18 protein-coding genes and 1 pseudogene are annotated in these 18,523 nt (G+C 63.2%); 5 read left to right on the forward strand and 14 right to left on the reverse strand.

Annotated features, from left to right (window positions below):
- Window positions 1–34: 34 nt before the first annotated feature.
- Together BLV04_RS25335 and BLV04_RS25340 are read right to left on the reverse strand one after the other, a co-directional pair.
- Window positions 35–379 carry a hypothetical protein gene (locus BLV04_RS25335; RefSeq protein WP_217633740.1) on the reverse strand — a complete coding sequence of 115 codons (345 nt, stop codon included), beginning with the start codon at window positions 377–379 and terminating at the stop codon, window positions 35–37.
- An 81-nt stretch (window positions 380–460) separates the two neighbouring features.
- Window positions 461–826: a hypothetical protein gene (locus tag BLV04_RS25340; protein ID WP_217633741.1), complete on the reverse strand. Its 366-nt coding sequence runs from the start codon at window positions 824–826 to the stop codon at window positions 461–463.
- 94 nt (window positions 827–920) lie between these two features.
- Between BLV04_RS25340 and BLV04_RS19140 the strand changes: the two genes are divergently transcribed.
- The 4 genes and pseudogenes from BLV04_RS19140 (at window position 921) to BLV04_RS19150 (ending at window position 3,258) form a co-directional block, all read left to right on the forward strand.
- A complete protein-coding gene (locus BLV04_RS19140; RefSeq protein WP_093036110.1) occupies window positions 921–1,148 on the forward strand; it encodes a DUF433 domain-containing protein in 228 nt (75 codons plus the stop codon).
- Window positions 1,145–1,249 (forward strand): annotated as a pseudogene (locus BLV04_RS26090) (hypothetical protein); the annotation flags it as partial. The gene BLV04_RS19140 and the pseudogene BLV04_RS26090, both read left to right, overlap by 4 nt.
- A 31-nt stretch (window positions 1,250–1,280) precedes the next feature.
- Window positions 1,281–1,523, forward strand: coding sequence for a DUF5615 family PIN-like protein (locus tag BLV04_RS25720; protein WP_245731952.1), 243 nt, complete (start codon window positions 1,281–1,283; stop codon window positions 1,521–1,523).
- 646 nt (window positions 1,524–2,169) lie between these two features.
- A complete protein-coding gene (locus BLV04_RS19150) occupies window positions 2,170–3,258 on the forward strand; it encodes a J domain-containing protein (protein ID WP_093036113.1) in 1,089 nt (362 codons plus the stop codon).
- A gap of 234 nt (window positions 3,259–3,492) precedes the next feature.
- On the opposite strand, the gene BLV04_RS19155 is transcribed toward BLV04_RS19150, so the two are convergent.
- From BLV04_RS19155 to BLV04_RS19205, 11 genes are all read right to left on the reverse strand, one after another.
- Window positions 3,493–4,446 carry a DUF4238 domain-containing protein gene (locus BLV04_RS19155; protein WP_093036116.1) on the reverse strand — a complete coding sequence of 318 codons (954 nt, stop codon included), beginning with the start codon at window positions 4,444–4,446 and terminating at the stop codon, window positions 3,493–3,495.
- 24 nt (window positions 4,447–4,470) lie between these two features.
- Window positions 4,471–4,791, reverse strand: a complete 321-nt coding sequence (locus tag BLV04_RS19160; protein WP_007195246.1) for a DUF2442 domain-containing protein — start codon at window positions 4,789–4,791, stop codon at window positions 4,471–4,473.
- Window positions 4,746–5,006, reverse strand: a complete 261-nt coding sequence (locus BLV04_RS19165; protein ID WP_093036119.1) for a DUF4160 domain-containing protein — start codon at window positions 5,004–5,006, stop codon at window positions 4,746–4,748. The genes BLV04_RS19160 and BLV04_RS19165 overlap by 46 nt, the downstream gene beginning before the upstream one ends.
- A gap of 245 nt (window positions 5,007–5,251) precedes the next feature.
- Entirely contained in the window at window positions 5,252–5,740 is a 489-nt protein-coding gene (locus tag BLV04_RS19170) for a PIN domain-containing protein (protein WP_093036122.1), read from the reverse strand.
- Entirely contained in the window at window positions 5,737–5,997 is a 261-nt protein-coding gene (locus tag BLV04_RS19175; protein ID WP_093036125.1) for a UPF0175 family protein, read from the reverse strand. The genes BLV04_RS19170 and BLV04_RS19175 overlap by 4 nt, the downstream gene beginning before the upstream one ends.
- A gap of 126 nt (window positions 5,998–6,123) precedes the next feature.
- Window positions 6,124–9,303, reverse strand: coding sequence for an efflux RND transporter permease subunit (locus tag BLV04_RS19180; protein WP_093036129.1), 3,180 nt, complete (start codon window positions 9,301–9,303; stop codon window positions 6,124–6,126).
- Window positions 9,303–10,382 (reverse strand): efflux RND transporter periplasmic adaptor subunit, encoded by a 1,080-nt coding sequence (locus BLV04_RS19185; protein WP_093036132.1) that lies wholly within the window; start codon window positions 10,380–10,382, stop codon window positions 9,303–9,305. The genes BLV04_RS19180 and BLV04_RS19185 overlap by 1 nt, the downstream gene beginning before the upstream one ends.
- A gap of 74 nt (window positions 10,383–10,456) precedes the next feature.
- Window positions 10,457–10,864: a type II toxin-antitoxin system VapC family toxin gene (locus BLV04_RS19190; RefSeq protein WP_093036136.1), complete on the reverse strand. Its 408-nt coding sequence runs from the start codon at window positions 10,862–10,864 to the stop codon at window positions 10,457–10,459.
- The gene (locus BLV04_RS19195) at window positions 10,861–11,157 is read right to left on the reverse strand and encodes a type II toxin-antitoxin system VapB family antitoxin (RefSeq protein ID WP_093036139.1); all 297 of its coding nucleotides are present in this window, start codon (window positions 11,155–11,157) and stop codon (window positions 10,861–10,863) included. The genes BLV04_RS19190 and BLV04_RS19195 overlap by 4 nt, the downstream gene beginning before the upstream one ends.
- 378 nt (window positions 11,158–11,535) lie before the next feature.
- A complete protein-coding gene (locus BLV04_RS19200; protein WP_175534705.1) occupies window positions 11,536–12,540 on the reverse strand; it encodes a ribonuclease H-like domain-containing protein in 1,005 nt (334 codons plus the stop codon).
- 470 nt (window positions 12,541–13,010) lie between these two features.
- On the reverse strand, window positions 13,011–15,455 hold the full coding sequence (locus tag BLV04_RS19205) for a DEAD/DEAH box helicase (protein ID WP_371828655.1): 2,445 nt from the start codon (window positions 15,453–15,455) through the stop codon (window positions 13,011–13,013).
- Window positions 15,456–15,698: 243 nt separating this feature from the next.
- On the opposite strand from BLV04_RS19205, the gene BLV04_RS19210 reads away from it, so the two are divergent.
- Window positions 15,699–16,712, forward strand: coding sequence for a class 1 fructose-bisphosphatase (locus BLV04_RS19210; RefSeq protein WP_093036148.1), 1,014 nt, complete (start codon window positions 15,699–15,701; stop codon window positions 16,710–16,712).
- Window positions 16,713–16,789: 77 nt separating this feature from the next.
- On the opposite strand, the gene purT is transcribed toward BLV04_RS19210, so the two are convergent.
- The gene (gene purT / locus BLV04_RS19215; RefSeq protein ID WP_093036151.1) at window positions 16,790–17,974 is read right to left on the reverse strand and encodes a formate-dependent phosphoribosylglycinamide formyltransferase; all 1,185 of its coding nucleotides are present in this window, start codon (window positions 17,972–17,974) and stop codon (window positions 16,790–16,792) included.
- Window positions 17,975–18,523: the final 549 nt, after the last annotated feature.

Raw genomic sequence — 18,523 nt, forward strand, 5'->3', positions numbered from 1 at the left:
TTTGAACGAGCAAAAATAGGTATGCCCGATTAATTCACAACGGCAACTCGCCCTGCCCCGCAGCGTCGGCTGATGGCGGCTCGTCCTGCTTCCGCGGCATGCCCCGCTTGCGCAATTGGCGGCGCTGGCCGGTCATCGCTTCAATCTCCCGGTAGAAGCGGTCGTTACCGATGGGTTGATCTTGGTTGATGGCCAGCCGCAGATCGCCGAGCGGTTCGTCGTCGAGCGCTCCGCCGAACAGCTCCCGGTAGGCAGCACGGCGCCCGCCCTCGTCATCGCCGAGTCCGAGGTCGAGCGCGTGCGACGCCGGCAACGCGTCCGGCTCGCCGAGCGCGTAGACCCGGTCGCTGGACCAGCGGTAGGGAGCGAGATCCGCCACCCTGCCGGCTCGCACGGGGGTCAGCGCGACGTAGCGTTGGCAAAGCAGCAGATAGGTTTCGGCCTGAACCAGAGAGGACCTCTAGCGGCCGTCCCAGAGGGTGCCGTTACGCCCGTAGGTGTGGTTGATGTACTGCACGTCGCGGCAGCCGACCGAGGGCAGCAGATGGACATGGTTGGTCATCAGCACGTCGGCGTGCATCCGGCAGCGCTCGCCCACCGGCACCTCGTTCAGCCAGCCGAGGTCAGCACGCCGGTCTTGGTCGGCGAAGACGTACGCCGCGCGGTTGTGGCTGCGCTGCACGATGCGCCGCGGAAAGCCGTCGACTTGGATCCGTGTGCTGGTGCGCCGGGGCATGGGGTCAGCCAAATGATTGCCCTTTTTCTGGTTCGGAGGGATAGGCTGTGCCTCCCAACCTGCTGCCGAGCAGTAGGTCCGGGCAGTCATTCTGCTGCGGCTCCAGCCCTTGACGACATTGAACAGTCCGACTGCTATTCTGCCCGCTCTTAAGTTCTTCGCGAGCCAAATGTCGAGGTAAGCCATGGACATTGACCGAATCACCTTGGATCCGGCTGTCATGGGCGGCAAGCCCTGCATTCGAGGTCTGCGGGTCACGGTCGGAACGGTGCTCGGACTCATGGCCGAGGGTGTCAGCAGGGAGCGCATCCTTTCCGCGCACCACTATCTCGAGCCCGAGGACCTGGATGCAGCGCTGGCCTACGCCGCCTGGCGTCTGGAGGAACGTGAAGAGGACCTCACGGCGGCATGACCTTGCGGCTGGTCATCGATGTCAATCTCTCGCCGGAGTGGGTGCCTGTTCTGACCGAAGCGGGATTCGAGACCGTCCACTGGACGCAGGTCGGAGATCCTTCTGCGCCTGACCGCAGGATCACACAAGATCATGGACTGGGCGGTCGCCAACGGATACGTCGTCTTCAGCCACGACCTGGATTTCTCGACCGTGCTCGCGCTGACGCATGCCAGCGGGCCCAGCTTGGTTCAGCTTCGGGATCCGAAGGTGCTGCCCGACCAGATCGCTGACCTTTTGATCCAGTCCCTTGACCGCTTTCACGTGGACTTGGAGGCCGACGCATTGCTGCTGATCGAGCCCGGACGCAGCCGGGTGCGCATATTGCCACTTTAAGTCGTATGAAACCGGAGAGCAGGACGCGAAAGGAAAAGATCGACCATCAGCTGGCACGCGCCGGCTCGCCCGTCGGCAGCCGGCGTTTGATCGAAGAGTTCAGTGTCTGGGCCGCGCCGAAGGTCGGCGAGCGAACAGGAGGCGACGGGGGCACCTACGCGCTCGTAGACTCAGGAAAAGGGTCGGGTCTTGATTTTTGCCGTGGCAAAAGTCAAGACCCGACCCCGAGCGACCGACCCCGAGCGACTGCGCGAGCGACTGTGTCTGGGCCGCGCCGAAGGTCGGCGAGCGAACAGGAGGCGACGGGGACACCTACGCGCTCGTCGACTACAGGAAAAGTGTCGGGTCTTGATTTTTGCCGTGGCAAAAGTCAAGACCCGACCCCGAGCGACCCGGAGCGCCATCAATGGAACAGACTTGTTCTTGAGCAACAAACCCAGTAATTCATCGTGCACAATCGTTTCACACTCGTTCTCACGTCGCTTGCACTTATGTCTTCGAGCAACCTTTGTCGTGCATCCGATTGGGTGCAGCACCGGGATTGGTTCTGGACAAAGAACCCTGTGGAGGGTTATGCGGAAGCATATACACCAGCGCAGAATGCAGATGACGTTTTCGCAACGATGTTTTTTCCAACCGAGGAAAATTGCAATACGTCAGCCTTTTCTTGGGGGACAGCAACAGCAATCCTAGAACATTAAAGAGCGCCGAGATTGGTTTCGATGACGCTGAGTATTCTTATGGGGACGGTTCAGAGCCCTTTGCCTATTTTCAGTTGTCGAAAGCTGAACTACGGCACCTGAAGAATCGAAGCACCCTGACGGTTGTCGCAGACAAGCGATTGTTTCGCTTCAGTTTAGACGGAAGTGCCGCAGCAATCACCGCCGCCTGGGATGCGTGCGATAAATGGGTCAAGGCCTCATCACGAGCGCAAGACGGCTTGCCTTCCTTCAATTCCGGCGGCCGCAGCAGAGATACGTCAGCCCAGGAGGGAGCACGAGACGGCTTGCCTTCCCTCAATTCCGGCGGTCGCAGCGAAGATACTTCAGCCCAGACACTCGGCGGCGGGACATATGCAACGCTTTTCCTGCTGCTCGGCTTGGTCGGTTTGTTTGCGACTTGGCTGCGCCGTCAGCAACGTGAGCGGATGGAGCGTTTGGAGCCGGACCAGTATAAGGCAGAGCGCGAGCCGCAGGGCGACACTGAGGCGGAGCGTGAGCGCCAAGAAGAAGCTCGCCAGCGTCAGGAGGAGCAGCGGCGACAGCAAGCGCGTGAGCGGGCAAAACGAGAGCGGCAGGAGACTGAACGACAGCGTCGTGAAGAAGAACGCCGTCAGCAGGAGTCGAACACGCGCCTGATCTCTTGTCCGTCATGTCGCCGCAAAGTTCGCATCCTTTTGCCGCTTAAGAGCAACGTCGGGCGCTGCGGTGCTTGCGGCGGACGATTCTCGGCGACCTTGGACGAACACGGGCATCTCTACATTGAGGCACTGCGCGACACGGCCGCCGAAGAGTCCGTAGAGGAGATAAAGACAGTGAGCGACTGCTTTCGCATGCTGGAGTTGGACGAGGGAGCCAGCAAGGAAATGATCAAAAAGGCGTATCAGATGAAGATTCGTGCTTACCACCCAGACAAGGTGAACAGCTTGGGCGAGCGGCTACGTGAGGTGGCGGAGGCGGAGACGAAGAAGCTCAATCAGGCAATGCGGATGCTACGTGAGCAGGGCTACGCCTGAGATCGCGCGTCGCCGGTGACGTCCAGCGGCGAACGTCGGCGGGATTCTGGTGACAGTTTACTCAATATGGATTCTGCGACCGGTGCGATTAAGTAAACTGTCACCGGAATTCGCAACGTACTTGTGAAATGGGATGGTTATGTGCAGCGGTAGCAGCTCGCGAAGTAGCACAGGTAACGTTCGAGTTCAGGGGCCTTGCGCGGCTTTCTGCGCAAGGTCTCTTGCAACGAAGGGTTAGGGGCCGGCTTCCCCTGCTTTGGGATGCAACTTCTCCCAAGAATCGTCAGGCTCAACACCGGGATCAAACCAGTATTCGCGTAGAGAATTCCTTCTCACGACAAAGTAATTCTCTGCCTCAAACCGCACACGACGGTTGAGATCATCGACAATGTCTTGGTTCGCATCTATGTACCCTGCGATCCCCTGACGATTAAGAAATAAGCAATGAGACGGCGAGAGAGGGAGCGTAATTTCAATGGTTTTGTACATCAGCGCAGGCACCTGATAAAGGGGAGGCCGTTTATAAGACTCAGGGTCGAACCAGACGCATGGATGGTCAGACGTAATGAAGCCGATTTCGTCTGTGGTCACGAAGACCGCCAGGTCAAGCTTGCAGAGAAGCGGCGTAACCGTTCGGATCATAGGCATCAACATCATTTGCAACGGATGAGCATGTAGCTCCTTGACCTGATCATATGTTATTCCACCATCGGATGTCGACGAAGGAATATGCATTGCGGCAGCTCGATTCTTTTCCTCAGGTGTGGCTGTCTTCGCTGACTCAATCATCTCTTCCATCATTTTCAGTGGGCGCTCCCACTGTTGGCGGTAATGCTCCCGGCTTGATGGCGTTCTTACTTGTGCCGCAGCGGTGAATGCGCAAAGCAACGTGCGTTCATCCTGGTCAAGAGGGCGTCGAAAGTGGAGCTTCCTGTTCCGAATTCTTGCGAACTCCGTTTCGAGTCCATTTAGGCCGCGTTCTAGAACCAGATCACGCGATCCGTCTGCGCGATGGATCGTGTAAATATCGGTTTCATGGAAGATATTGTCTGGCGCCTTATTCCGGGCGTTGGAACCATCCTTGTCAAACAGCCAGACATACGGAGTATGACGGGGTGGTACATCCAAATCACGCCACGCTTTCAGGTAGCAAGCTGGAACAAAATGTTGTTTCTTATGCTTGGACATGCGGATGGCAACGGTTCTTCACAACTAAAAGGGAACAGACCACGTTTTAAACTGCGTCAGTTCCTCATACATCCAAGCCGGGTCGAGATCCGCCCCGTTCGGCCAGGTGACGACACCCATTTGAAGACGCGCTTGCTTAAAGTAGCTCGGATCCTTGAGCGGTTCGTAGATGCCGCGGTCATGAGCCGAGGTGACCGCCGAGAGATCTGCGACGCCGCTGGTGCCATCTTGGAAGGTCACCGCCAGGCGATAGTCCGGCAATATCGACAATCCCTTCACGCGCCAAGGAGCGGCTGGAATCACTCCAATGGCGCGATCCGTCTCGGAAGCTGCTTCAATTGGCATAGTTTCCAATTCTCCATCAATTCTTCGCGGTGCTCGACGGCCCACTCGATTGTCAGGGCGAGCGCTCGCTTCGGCAGTCGTCCACCAATGACTTCGAGCGTGCGGATATCGATCAGCGCTTCATGCTCGGCGTAAAGGGCATGAAAATGCGGCGGTGCGTGCTCGCGCCAAAACATCTGGATCACGATTCCGAAGAATTGGCTGATGGTGGGCATCCGGTGTTCAGCCTCCGTGTGCGAATCGACCGGTCAACGATCCTAAGCCGGACGAGTTTTAGGGGCAAGCCCGGGTGAGCAGGGAGATTGACGTCTTGGCTCGTGGTTCTTCCGGGCTAGGCTCCGTGATTTCCGAGCCGCTCGAAGGGGCCCGACGACCCGTCATGCAGATGGAGCGGACGTCCCCGCTGCCGGGGGAAAAGGGGCTCAATTTCTTCACAGCTCGCCGATCTTTTACGTCGCGTTCAGCGCTTGACCGTGCCCGTGAATGATCCGCCGAGCTGGCTGCGGATTTGCCGGCGAACGTGGCTCGAGAGATAGAGGCCGTGGATGTCCACAAGCTCATCGACCTTGGTCATAGCGGTCGATGCGTCGAGGTGGCCCAAGCGGTGGGCCAAAACGATCAGGCCAAGGGTGCCGATGGGCCTCAGGCCCATCTGACTGGCTCTGCTCCGGGCGGCTTTGTCGTCGATGGCAACGAGATCGATGCCCTGCTCGCGTGCCAGGACGATGGCTTCCACCTCCCCCCGATGCAGGGTGCCGATTGCGCCGCGAACGAACGCATGCCCGATCTCTGATATTTCCCGGCATTCGATGAAGCCGGGCAGATCCAACCTGGTCTCGGCCACCACCGCCGGTGGTGCGAGAACCTGCAAGAAGCAGCTCCGCAGCATCGGAAGCAATTCAATCTTCGCGAGGAAGATCAGAGGACTGGCATTGGTAACGAGTCTCACGAGCGCCGGTCCACGAGCGCTTCGACCAGCCGCAGGTCGTCCTCCACGGTCTCGTCGGCGACGACAAAGCCGTGACCGAAGTGCTCCTTAAGCCGGTAGTGGAACTCCTCGTAGCCAAGGCCGGCGAGGGCCGCGGCGGCGCCGAAGCTGATCTTGTGCGCGTGGTACAGACCGGCGGCGAGGAAGAAATCGCCGGCACCGTTCCCGAGGGGCTCCAGCACCGGGGCGAAGTTCGGATTGATGGTTGGTGTCGGCATGGTCGGGCCCCGGACTTGATTGGCTGAATCGGGTGATCGGTCTTGTCAAGTTTAGCGCAGAAGACGTGCCATCATGGCTCTGCTCCAGGCCTCTCCCGGATCTCATGCAAGGGAAACAAGGCCGGCTCAATTCGACAACGGCAACTCGCTCCTCGTCGCCCGCTTCTCCCCCCAAGACAACACAACCACAGTCAACGCCGGCAGAAAAGTAACGGTAACCGTCGCCGCCCCCAACAACCCGAACAAAACAATCACCCCCACACCGCGATAAAGCTCGGTGCCTTCGCCGGGCAGAAAGACCAGCGGCGATAGGCCGCAGATGGTGGTCAGGGTCGTCATGGCGATGGGGCGCAGGCGGGTTTGAACCGCGTCCACCACGGCTTCCACCACCGACACGCCTTCTTGGCGGAGGTATTGGCGGGCCTGGTCCACGACCAGGATCGGATTGTTCACGACCGTTCCCATCAAGATGAGGAAGCCCAGCATGGTGATCATGTCGAAGGGCTGGCTCAGCGGCATCAGGCCCACCGTCGGCAATAAGCCGCCGACCAGGTTCAGCAGCGCCAGCCCGACGATGCCGCCGGCGATGCCCAATGGAATAGCGGTCATGATCAGCAGCGGGAAGCCCCAATGCGAAAAGATCGCCACCAGCACCAGATAGATGATGACCAGGGCAATCAGGAAGTTGCCGCTCAAGGCATCGCGGGTGGCGTCGAGCTGGTCACTGGCTCCGGAGATCTCCACGCTCACGTCCGACGGCAGCTCGCCGCTGCTGCGCATGGCGTCCAGCAGCTCCTCCTTGACGCGCTCGACGCCCGTTTCCAGCGGGACGTCGTCGGGCGGAATCACGTTCAGGGTGACGGTGCGGCGACCGTCCACCCGGCGCACCGTGCTGGCGTCCACGGCCTCCTCGATGGCCGCCAGGCCGGACAGCGGTAGGGTGGCGCCCCCGGGCGTGTGAATCATCACGTTGGGCAGCTCGTCCAGGCGAGGCTCCCGGCCCTGGCTGCCGTAGAGATAGATGTCGATCTTGTCGTCGTCGAGGAAGAAATCGTCCAGGTAGGCCCCTTCGGTCAGGGAGGCGATGGTGAAGCCGATCGCCTCGGTGTCCAGACCCAGCTCGGCGGCGCGATTCCAGTCCGGGCGCACCTGGATCAAGGGCTGGGCCAGAGACAGCGTGCGCGGTTGGGTCTGGATGCGCGGGTTGTCGAAGATCTCCCGGGCACGTTCGTAGGCGGCGTTGGCCGCGCGGTAGATGGACACGAGATCCGGGCCGGAGATATCCAGGTTGATGCTGCGGGTCCCGCCGTCGTTGCTGGAGATGATGGATCCCTTGGCCGCAAATGAGCGCATGCCCGGAAACTGCTCGTAGAACCCGGTGATCTCGTCCATCAAGGGCTCGATGTGCAGCGGATCGATGGTTTCGGCGATGATGCGCACGTTCGTGGGGCTGACCTGCATGTTCAGGAAGGCGATCGGCGGCACCGAGACCTCGCCGGCATCAAAGGCATCGCTCGCGGCGCCCACGTGCGGCAGGAAATGGCCTTCGATCTGTTTGGCGATGGCCTCCATCTCCGACAGGTTATAGCCGGGTGGCGCATTCATGGAGGCGAAGGTTTTGGGCTCTTCACCCTCGGGCAGATATTCGGCAGGGGGTGTCAGCGTCAGGATGATCCAGAGGCTCAGTGCAAACGTGACCAGGATGGTGAGCACCCGTCGCACGGCACTGCCGACCAGCCAGCGCACGACACCCACGATGCCCTCGGCCCATCCGCCGGACAGGGCGGCGTTGCCGAATCCGTCCGCGACCGTTTCGCGCACCCCGAAGCCCATCCGTGCACTGAGGGTGGGAACCAGCGTGACCGCCACCAGCATGGAGGCCAGAATGGCCGCGGAGATCGCAATGGCCACATCGGAGTACAGCTGTCCCGCCTCCTCCTCGATAAAGAGGATGGGCAGGAACACCAGGATGGTGGTCATGGTCGATGCGAGCACCGCCGGCCAGACCTCCTGGACACCCTTGAGCGCGGAATCGAACCGATTCAGCCCCAGACGGCGGAGCCGCTCGATGTTCTCCAGCACCACGATGCTGTTGTCCACGGTCATCCCGATGGCGAATGCGATGCCGGCCAACGAGATGACGTTGATGGTGCGCCCGGCGAGCAGCAGACCCATAAAGGCCGCAATGGTGCACAAGGGGATGCCGATCACGGCGACAAGCGTGGCCCGGGACGAGCGCAGGAACAGGAACAACACCAGGGAGGCGAACACCGCGCCGATGCCCAGATTGGTCCAGACGTTGGCCACCGACGCCTCTACGTACCGGGCATCGTCCGAGGTCAGGTCAAGCCGCAACCCGGCGGGCTCCAACACCTCCCGATTGATGGCGTCGACTTCCTTCAACATGGCCCGCTTGATGTCGATGACGTTGGAGCCGCTCTCCCGCCTGACCTGCAACCCCAGGACGCGCTGACCGTTGACGAACGACAGCGCGCGAATCCGGGAGTGGTCCTGACGCACGCTGGCCACATCCGAGAGCCGGACCACGCCGTCACCGGTGCGCGAGATCACCAATTGCTCCAGCTCCTCCAGGTCTTCGAACCGTCCCAGGGTGCGCAGCAGGTAGCTGCGTTTCCCCGAATCGATCTCGCCGCCGGAGAGATCGCGATTGCGAGCCGTGATGGCGTCCCGCAGGTCCAGCAGGCTCAGTCCGCGCTGGGCCAGTTTCAGCTCGTCCACGGTGATCTGGACCTGGCGCTCGGCACCGCCCCCGACAGTGACCTCGGAGACACCCGGCACGCTTTCCATGCGCGGCCGAACCCGATCTTCGACAAAGTCCCGCATCAGGTCGATGTCCAGCTCGCGGGGGTTGCCGATCAGGGTGGAGATCCGGAAATACATGAAGGCGTTGGCGGAGAAGGACGCCGCGACGATGCGGGGCTCGTCCACGTTGCGGGGGTAATCGGACACCTGGCTGAGTGCGTTGTTGATCTGGATCAGGGCCTCGGTGATATCCACCCCGAACGGGAATTCCAGCTCGATCTCCGATGCGCCGAAGGACGCGGACGAGATCATTCGGGTCAGATTCGGCACGTTGCGCAGGTAGCGCTCCTGCTCGATGAGGATCTCCTTCTCGATGTCTTGCGGGGTCGCTCCCGGCCACCGGGTCTCGACCGTCACCGTGCGGGTTTCCAGATCGGGGATCATCTGCACCGGAATGCGCAAGGCCGCGGCGGTGCCCAGAATCGCCAGGATCAAGGTGATCACGGCCACCAGGGTGCCGTGACGGATGATGCGGGAGAACATCAGCGCGCCGTCCGCTCGGAGATGCGCACCTTCATGCCGTCATCCAGGGATTCATTGCCTCGGACGACGACCTGCTCATGACCTGCCAGGCCTTCGGTAATGACGACGCGATCGCGGAAGCCGATGCCGGTGGTGACGCGTTTCTCCCGAACCTCGTAAAGCTCTCCGTCGGTCGGTTCGGCAATCCACAAAGTGACGCGACCGTCCGGGTAGCGGTTGATCGCATCGCGGGACACCGTCAACCCCTTCTCCCCCGTGGAGACCCGCAGCACCGCATCGACGGCCATTCCGGGCAGGGCGGCAAAGCCGTCGGGCGCGATCGCGCGCAGCAGGAAGGTTCTGGATTGCGTTTCACCGACCGGGACCAAGGCATCGATCTCGGCCGTCATGGTGTCGCCGTCGGGACCGGCGCCGTCGATCAGCAACTCCGAGCCTTCGCCGATCCGCCGATAGGCCTCCTGGGGCACCTGAAAATCCAGCCGCAGGTGGTCGGTGTCCACGAGCATCAGCAAGGCGTCTCCCGGGGTGACCCACTCGCCCAATTCGCTGGAACGCTCACTGACGACACCATCGAACGGGGCCTCCACGCGATGTCGGCGCAACACCACCTGTCGGTGTGCTTCTGCGGCCTGCAGGCGGGCAAGGGATGCCTCCGCGGCGGCAACATCGGTCTCCCGGGTGCTGACCTCGGTCGCGGCAATGTTCCCGCGTCCCAGCGACCGGGCCTCGTCCAGCCTTCGACGGGCCTCCTCCAGCCGCGCCCGGGCCTCGTCCGTTTCGGCACGGGCCCCGGCAAGCTCGAACGCCGCCTGCTCATCGTCCAGCCCGATCAGCAGGTCGCCTTGACTGACCTTCCCGCCCGTCTCGACCGCGACCTTGTTCACGAGACCGGCAACGGCCGTGGACAAACGAGAGCTGCGCAGCGCGTTCACGGTTCCGGTGAGCCGGACCTCCTCGACGATCTCGGCGGTTTCAACGTTCGCCAGTTGCACACCGGGCGGTTCCTGACCCCAGGCCGGTGTTGTCAGCGCGCAGATCAAGCAGACCTGCAGACGATGGCGCCACGGGTGCCGGTGCATTCAGTGTCCTCTTGTTTTCATCGGGATCAAGGCGATGTCCGCGGGCTCGTGACGCTGTACCGAGATACGGAACGTCAAGACGCGGGTCGCCAAACAGGAAGGATATCGGTCTGCGAGAAATCCTCGCCTTTGAACAGCAGCGGAAGTCCGCGGACCTTGGCAAGCGCGTAACTGAACAGGTCGCCGTAGTTCAAACCGGCCGGGTGCCCACTGCCCCGACCGTAGGCGACAAAGGCTGCGAACGCGGCTTGCAGCTCGGCTTTGCCCGGCGCGACCAGCTCGAACATCGGCAGGCGCAGCAGATCGTCCACCAGCACCACCGCGCGCTCGCCCCGTCGGCAATGCACGACCATGCGGGTTTCCAACGCGGTCGGGGTACTGATCAGTGCGCGTTGCGCCTTCTGGATGATGTCGACGAAGGCCTCGCGTTCCGGCTCCCCGAAGACGATCGCCACCAGCGCCGAGGTACCGATGACGATCATTCGGGGAGTCCCGCCTCTCCCCAAGGGAGAGGATCGAAGGCGTCCGCTCGGTCCGGGATGCGATCGAGCTGCGCCAGCAGCGCACGCATGCAGGCGGCTGGCTCGGCAGCGCCCTCGAGCTCTCGCAGCAGTTGATCGACCGCGCGCTCCACGGCAGCCGTCTTACTCAAGCCAGTCACTCGGGCGAGCCGCTCGACCTTACCGACAACGGCGGGATTGGCGATTTGCAAAGGCATGGCGATGACCGCGATATTGAAATCAACATCATCGATATAGGCCTGGCTGCCGGTCATCTCAAACGGCGCTGTCGGTTTTTGGGCTTCGCTGAGCTGACCCTCCCGACGGCTCCGATCGGCTAAGGTGATTTTCGGAGAAGGAACGACCAGCCTGTAGGTGCGAATTTATTCGCACAGCCCTGGCGGTGGCGTCTCCGAGCGCCTCGCGGGCGAAACCGGCGTATGTGCGAATAAATTCGCACCTACAGCCCTTTCAGCTCTTCCGGGCAAGCGCAGTCGGGATGATCATTTCCGGAAATCACCGAAGTGGCCGGACGTAGGATGTATGGACTGATGTCATTGCGGATATCCATCCATGCCGCGGCCGGCGGTCTGTCCCCGTCGAGAAGCCTCGCTCGTCACTCCAGCCAAGCCTCACGTGGTGTCACGAGCCCCTTAAATTTTGGGTGGCCGGTCGAATGAGCGGGATCCTTCGAGGGTTGCGGCCAAGGCGTCCATCAACGCGGAGGACCCGTCGTCGCGTGCGTCGAGCTTCGCGTTCAATCGTGCGCAGCGCCGCTCCTTCAGGGGGCCCGGCGGAAGCTCGCGGGCGAGCGCGAGGGCGCGGTGCAGATCGCGGGTGCGGTGCTCGTGATACTTCGCAAGCTCCGTGCGCGCCTCGGCATCGCCTTGCGCGGCGAGCGGCTCCCAGATCGCGCGGGCGGAATCCCAGTCGCCTCGTCGACGATGCAGGCGGGCCAGGTCCATGAGCCCGGCCGTGTCGAGGCGTCGACGCTCGGAGCGGAGCAGCTCGAATGCCCGATCGGAGCGACCCTGCGCCTGATGATAGGCGGCGACCGCTCTGACATCCGCATCGAACGCACCCGGATCCGAGAAGACCTCGCCCAGACGCGGAATCAAGGCCGCAAGCGAGAGCAGATCCCAGCGGTTGTGACGCAGCACGCCGGCCAACGGGGTCACCTCGCCCGCGCGCAACCAGGCCAGCCAAGCCGCAGGCGCCTCGGAACCCGGCAGATCGTCCTTGCGCTTGAACCCCAAAAGACGCTGCTCGACACTGGCCAGACGGCAGTCGGGCCAGATGCGACCGTAGGCACGGCGTACCGGCTTCAACAGGTCCAGATGCGGCAGCGCCGGGAGCGGATCGGCTTGGCCGGATAGGCGAAAGCGCGTGGTGAGCAGCGGGATGTCGAAGGACAGGCCGTTGTAGCTGATCAGCAAGCCAGCGCCCTCAAACTCCGCAGCGATGGCTTCAAGATAAGCGGATTCGGCGTCGAGTCGCGTCAGGAGGTATTGGCGGAGCAGCCAACCCTCGGCGTTCCCGCGCAGCAATCCGGTGACAAAGGCCCAGGTTCCGGTGCCGCCGGCCAACCCGCTGGTTTCGGTGTCCAGACAGATCAGATCCGCATCCGACTTGAACAGCATCGGGGCGTTTTCGGGCACGTCGGCATCGTCGGCCGCCTGTTGTGCCGGCCCGCCGGATGTCGACCCGAGATCAAGCCGGGAGGGCGCACGAACCCAACCGGAGTCGATCCGATGACCCGGCAAAGATACGTCCGGACCATGGCGTGCACGACCATTGGATGGCACCGGCGCAGGGCCGATCCAGACTTGACCATGCCGATGTCGCCCGGCGAATCGGCGCTCGAGACAGAGAACGCCCGGAGCGATCTCGACCGCCCCGACCGCCTCGACCAAACGGGAAACGCGGAGCTCTCCGGCACCTTCGGCGCGACCGTCTCCAATGGAAACCCGTCGCAGTCGGTCCGCCAGCGAAGGCCGATCGTTCGGCGCTGCGGCCGTGCCCGTCCCTTCGGCGGGGCTTGAGCCCGATCCGCGCAATCGCTGCAAACGCTCTCTAAGACTCATCGTTTCCCGAGCGACCTAGGTGGGCACGCTTCGCTCTGCTCACCCTACGATTGCTCTTGAGCGTGCGGCGCGGCGCAATGAAGAAGATCCAGCACCTTCAAGGCGGCTTGCCGTGGTGTCACGGCAAGCCCCTCGTCGCCGCGCAAGACCGGCCCGACACAGGCGGGACAGCCGGCGGTGCAGCCGCAAGCGGCGACCAGATCACGGGCGTCGGCCACCAGCAGCGCCGCATCGTCGTAGAGCGGCGCGGAGAGTCCGACGCCGCCCGGATAGTTGTCGTAGAGAAAGAGCGTCGGCTCGAAGCGCTGGCCAGACATGGGATCCAACGGCGCGTTGTCCGGTCCGCGCATCTGACCGCGACCCTCGGCGCCCACGATGGCGAACCAGGTCCCCTGCCCGTCTCCGACCGAGCGGCCCAGGTCATGGATCTCCGCCATCGACCGCAGCGCGGCGACATGGTGCAGGGCGTAGGCGGCGCCGAGAAACCCGTCGATCGCCTGCTGACGATCCGGCAGCGCGACCTCCAGCGCGGTCGGCTCGACCTGCCACCAGACCGCGGTGGTGTGCATCTCCTGGTCCGGCAGGTCGATGTTGCCGTAGCCGATGTTGTCGTGGCTGTAGTAGCGGATCTTCTTGTAACCGGGATAGCGTCGGACCAGGTGGACCTCGCCTTGCGCCGTCGCGCCCTGGCCTCGGGCACGGCCGTCGAACCGAGCGAGGATCTTGAGCCGGGTGTAGTCGATCGCGTCGGTGTAATAATCGGCGCGGGTGCGGGTGACGAACGCCTTGCGGCCGGTCCAGTCCAGACGCTCCACCTGGTAGGGCTGGGACTGGATCATGTAGATGGCGCCTTCGTAGAGCGTGCCGGGGGCGCTGCTGTAGTCGACCTCGGCGATGACCGTCTGGGCACCGCCGGTGGTGTCGATCACCACGAAGTTGCCCTCGGCGACCGAGCGCAGGGAGACGGCGTTGGCGGGATAGCTGTCGGCGACCCAGAACCAGCGGTCGCCCTGATGCTGCAGGACACCCTCGTCGCGCAGATAGCTCAGCATCTCGCCGAGATCCTCCGCGCCGAAGGACTCGCCGTCGCGAAACGGCAGCTCGAAGGCGGCGCACCGCACATGATCCATGAGGATCAAGAGCTGATCCGGATGGATGCGCGCGTGCTCCGGAGATGCGCCGAAGAAGAACTCGGGATGACGCATCATGTATTGATCGAGCGCGTCGCTGGTCGCGACCATCACGCCCAGGCTGGGCTTGAGCCGCCGCCCGGCCCGCCCGAGCCGCTGCCAGGTCGCGGCCACCGTCCCCGGATAGCCGTTCAGGATGGCAACATCCAAGGCGCCGATGTCCACACCCAACTCCAAGGCCGAGGTGCTGACCACCAGATCCACGGCACCGGCGCGCATGGTCTGCTCGGCGCGGCGGCGCTCGCTCGGCAGATAACCGCCGCGATAGGCCAGGACGCGGGCCGGCTTGCGCGGATCGCGGTCGAAGACATCCTTCAGATATTTGGTGATGACCTCGACCATCAGACGCGAGCGGGCGAAGACGATGCTTTTCAGCCCCAGCTTGGCCGCCGTACGCGCGATCCGCGTGGTCTGAGAGCGGGCCGATGCGCGGATGCCGAGATCCGGATTGATGACCGGCGGATTCCAGAGCAGGAGATGACGCTCGCCTTGGGGCGCGCCGGACTCCGTGATGGCTGCGACCTGCGCGCCGCACAGACGCTCGGCCAGCTCGGCCGGATTGGCGATGGTCGCCGAGGCGAAGACAAAGGTCGGCTCCACCCCGTAGAAGCGACAGACCCGCAACAGGCGCCGAAAGACGTTGGCGACATGCGAGCCGAAGACGCCGCGGTAGGTGTGCAGCTCGTCGACCACGATGTAGGCCAGCCCCTCGAAGAACTGCGCCCACTTGGTGTGATGCGGCAGGATCGCCTGATGCAGCATGTCCGGATTGCTGAGCACGATGTCCCCGCGCGTGCGCACCGCCTTGCGGGCATCGCCCGGCGTGTCGCCGTCGAAGGTGAAGGCCTTCACGCCCGGTCCGCCGGCCGCCTGAATGGCTCGGCTCAACTCCATCAGCTCGGCGGCCTGGTCTTGGGCGAGCGCCTTGGTCGGGAAGAGATAGAGCGCCTTGCGGCCTTGCGAGAGCACCGCATCGAGCACCGGCAGGTTGTAGCAGAGTGTCTTGCCCGAGGCGGTCGGCGTGGCGACCACGAAGTGCCGCTTGGAGCGGGCCAGATCCCAGGCTTCGCGTTGATGGCTGTAGAGGCGCGCGCGTCCACCGGTCCGGAGCGCATCGCCAAGCGACGGCGCGAGATCGTCCGGCAGATCGAGCCAGCGCGCAGGCCGCGCGGCCTGAGTCGACTCGCCGGCGATCCGTCCCCGATAGCCCTTGAGCAGATGGGCCTTCAGACGCGTGACGGGCTGAGCCTCGGTCGGCGCGGTCTCGATGAGCGGCTCTTCACGGGCAGCGCGGGTCAGTGGATCAGAAAGAGGCACGCTGTGGATTCCGCTCGCTGGGTGATTGGGTGATGGGATGAACCGGATACGGCATGGGATGCAACGACCCCTGATCATCCCCCCGGACATCCGGATCCTGCAACCGCGCCGGCCCGGTTGATATTGATTTCGATGCACGCGTGCCGGGTTTATGGCAGGCCCTGAAAACCCTATACTGCCGATAGATTAAAAGCGCTCGACGAGCACAAAACCCAGAGGACACCCATGCACAACGGCACGACCATCACCCAGTTCATCATCGAGGAGCAGCGCCACGTGGCCGGCGCCACAGGCGATTTCACGTCCCTGCTCAACGATATCGTCACGGCCTGCAAGGTCATCAGCAACATGGTGAACCAGGGTGCCCTCGTGGGGGTTCTCGGGAGCGCAGAGAGCGAGAACATCCAGGGTGAGACCCAGAAGAAGCTCGACATCCTCACCAACGAGGTCTTCATCAAGTCCAACGAGTGGGCGGGTCACCTTGCGGCCATGGCCTCCGAAGAGATGGACACCATCTACGACATCCCGGCCAAGTATCCGCGCGGCAAGTATCTGCTGACCTTCGACCCGCTCGACGGCTCCTCGAACATCGACGTGAACGTCTCGGTCGGCACCATCTTCTCGATCCTGCGCATTCAGGGCGGCGACGGCGCCCCGAGCGAGCGTGATTTCCTCCAGGCCGGCACCCAACAGGTCGCCGCCGGCTACGCGCTTTACGGTCCGTCCACCATGATGGTGCTGACCACCGGCAAGGGCGTGAACGGCTTCACCCTGGACCAGAGCATCGGCGAGTTCATCCTCACCCACCCCGACATGACGATCCCGGCCGATACGCGCGAGTTCGCGATCAACGCCTCGAACATGCGCTTCTGGGAGCCTGCGGTAAAACGCTATGTGCAGGAATGTCTGGACGGCAAGGAAGGCCCGCGCGGCGACGATTTCAACATGCGCTGGATCGCCTCCATGGTGGCCGAGGTGCATCGCATCCTCACCCGCGGCGGCGTCTTCATGTATCCGATCGACAGCAAGATGAAGTCCAAGGGGCTCGGCGGGAAGCTGCGTCTACTCTACGAGGCGAACCCCATGTCATTCATCGTCGAGCAAGCCGGCGGCGGATCCATCACGGGTGCGGAGCGCATCATGGATCTACAGCCCGAGTCGTTGCATCAGCGCGTCCCGGTCATCCTGGGCTCGAAAAACGAGGTCGAGCGCATCCTGGGTTACCACGACCAAGCGTAAAGGCCGGTGTGGCGGATCCCGTTCGCAGTCCTCCGCGCGACTGCGAACGGCGATCCGGCATCTCACGCCCTACCCGCTCAAGCCAGCTTGATCTCGACCGCCCCGGCAACACGTCTGGCCTTCTCCCGAGCCTCATCCAACGTCTCTCCGCGCGCCAGCGCGACACCCACGCGACGCTTGCCGTCGACCTCCGGTTTGCCGAACAGACGCAGGGCCGTATCCGGCTCCGCGAGCGCGCGATCCAGACCGCCGAAGCGCAGATCCTTCGAACGACCTTCCGCCAAGAGCGCAACCGATGCCGAAGGCCCGAGCTGCCTGATGTGCGGCACCGGCAGACCCAGGATGGCGCGCACATGCAGCGCGAACTCCGAGAGATCCTGCGAGATCAGCGTCACCAACCCGGTGTCGTGCGGGCGCGGCGAGACCTCGCTGAACCACACTTGATCGCCCTGCACGAACAGCTCCACGCCGAAGATGCCCGTGCCGCCGAGCGCATCGGTCACAGCGCCGGCGATCTCCTGCGCACGGGCCAGCGCACCGGCCGACATCGGGTGCGGCTGCCAGGATTCGCGGTAGTCGCCGTCGATCTGCAGATGGCCGATCGGCGCGCAGAAGCTGGTCCGGCCGCCGTGACGTAGTGTCAGCAAGGTGATCTCGTAGTCGAAGGCGACAAAACCCTCGACGATCACGCGACCCGAGCCCGTCCGCCCGCCCTGCTGCGAGTAATCCCAGGCGTCCTGCACCTGCTCCGGACCACGCACGGTGCTCTGACCCTTGCCCGAAGAGCTCATCACCGGCTTGACCACGCAGGGCAGACCGATCGCCTCGACGGCAGCGCGGTAGCCGGCCGCGTCATCGGCAAAACGATAGGGCGAGGTCGGCAGGCCCAGCTCTTCCGCGGCCAGCCGTCGGATGCCCTCGCGGTTCATCGTCAGATGCGCGGCGCGCGCCGTGGGCACGACATGACGGCCCGCGGCTTCAAGCTCCAGCAACGTCGCCGTGGCGATCGCCTCGATCTCGGGGACGATCAGTGCAGGATCCTCCGCGGCCACCAGTGCCGCCAGTGCGTCGCCATCCAGCATGTTGACGACATGGCTGCGATGCGCGATCTGCATCGCCGGCGCACCCGGGTAGCGATCCACGGCGATCACCTCCACCCCGAAACGCTGCGCCTCGATCGCGACCTCCTTGCCGAGCTCGCCCGAGCCGAGCAACATCATGCGGGTAGCGCCTACGGCGCCGGGTGTTCCGATCCTGGTCATGCGTGTGCTCCCGGTTTGGCTTCGGCGGGATGATATACCGAGGGGACCTGAAATTTAGCCGCATGGAACGAAACACCCGAAGGATCGGGGCACGCGCGGCAGGCGACCCGGCGATCGCTTTCCCCGTCCGGCGCCGGCGCCCAAACCGCGTCCAGAGCGAGATCCTCATTCTCGAGTGAGCTCGACGATTGCCGCATCCACAATCCTTAGCAGAGACGCGACTTCAAACGATATATTTTTTAATATCTTAAACCGCGCCATCTCCAACGCTCGTCAACTCTGCCTGGGCCGATCCCATCCAAAAACCTCGCATACAACGCTGGGCGCGGTTTAAGCGGAGACGTCGACAAGCTGCAGCGGCCGGCTCACGACCAGCCGAAAACGCCCGCGGCCGGTCTTCTCGATAGCCAGCAACGGACAACGCTCGGCGAGCCGTCGCTGCAGCAGGATCAGGTGAGTACGGCCACCTTCCCTGATGGGTTTTTCCTCTTAAATCGTCAACTTGTATGAGGGAGAGCGGTGGGCCTCCCTCGGGGTGCTTGAACAACA

It is taken from the genome of Thiocapsa roseopersicina (assembly GCF_900106925.1).
GTDB classification, from domain to species: Bacteria; Pseudomonadota; Gammaproteobacteria; order Chromatiales; family Chromatiaceae; genus Thiocapsa; species Thiocapsa roseopersicina.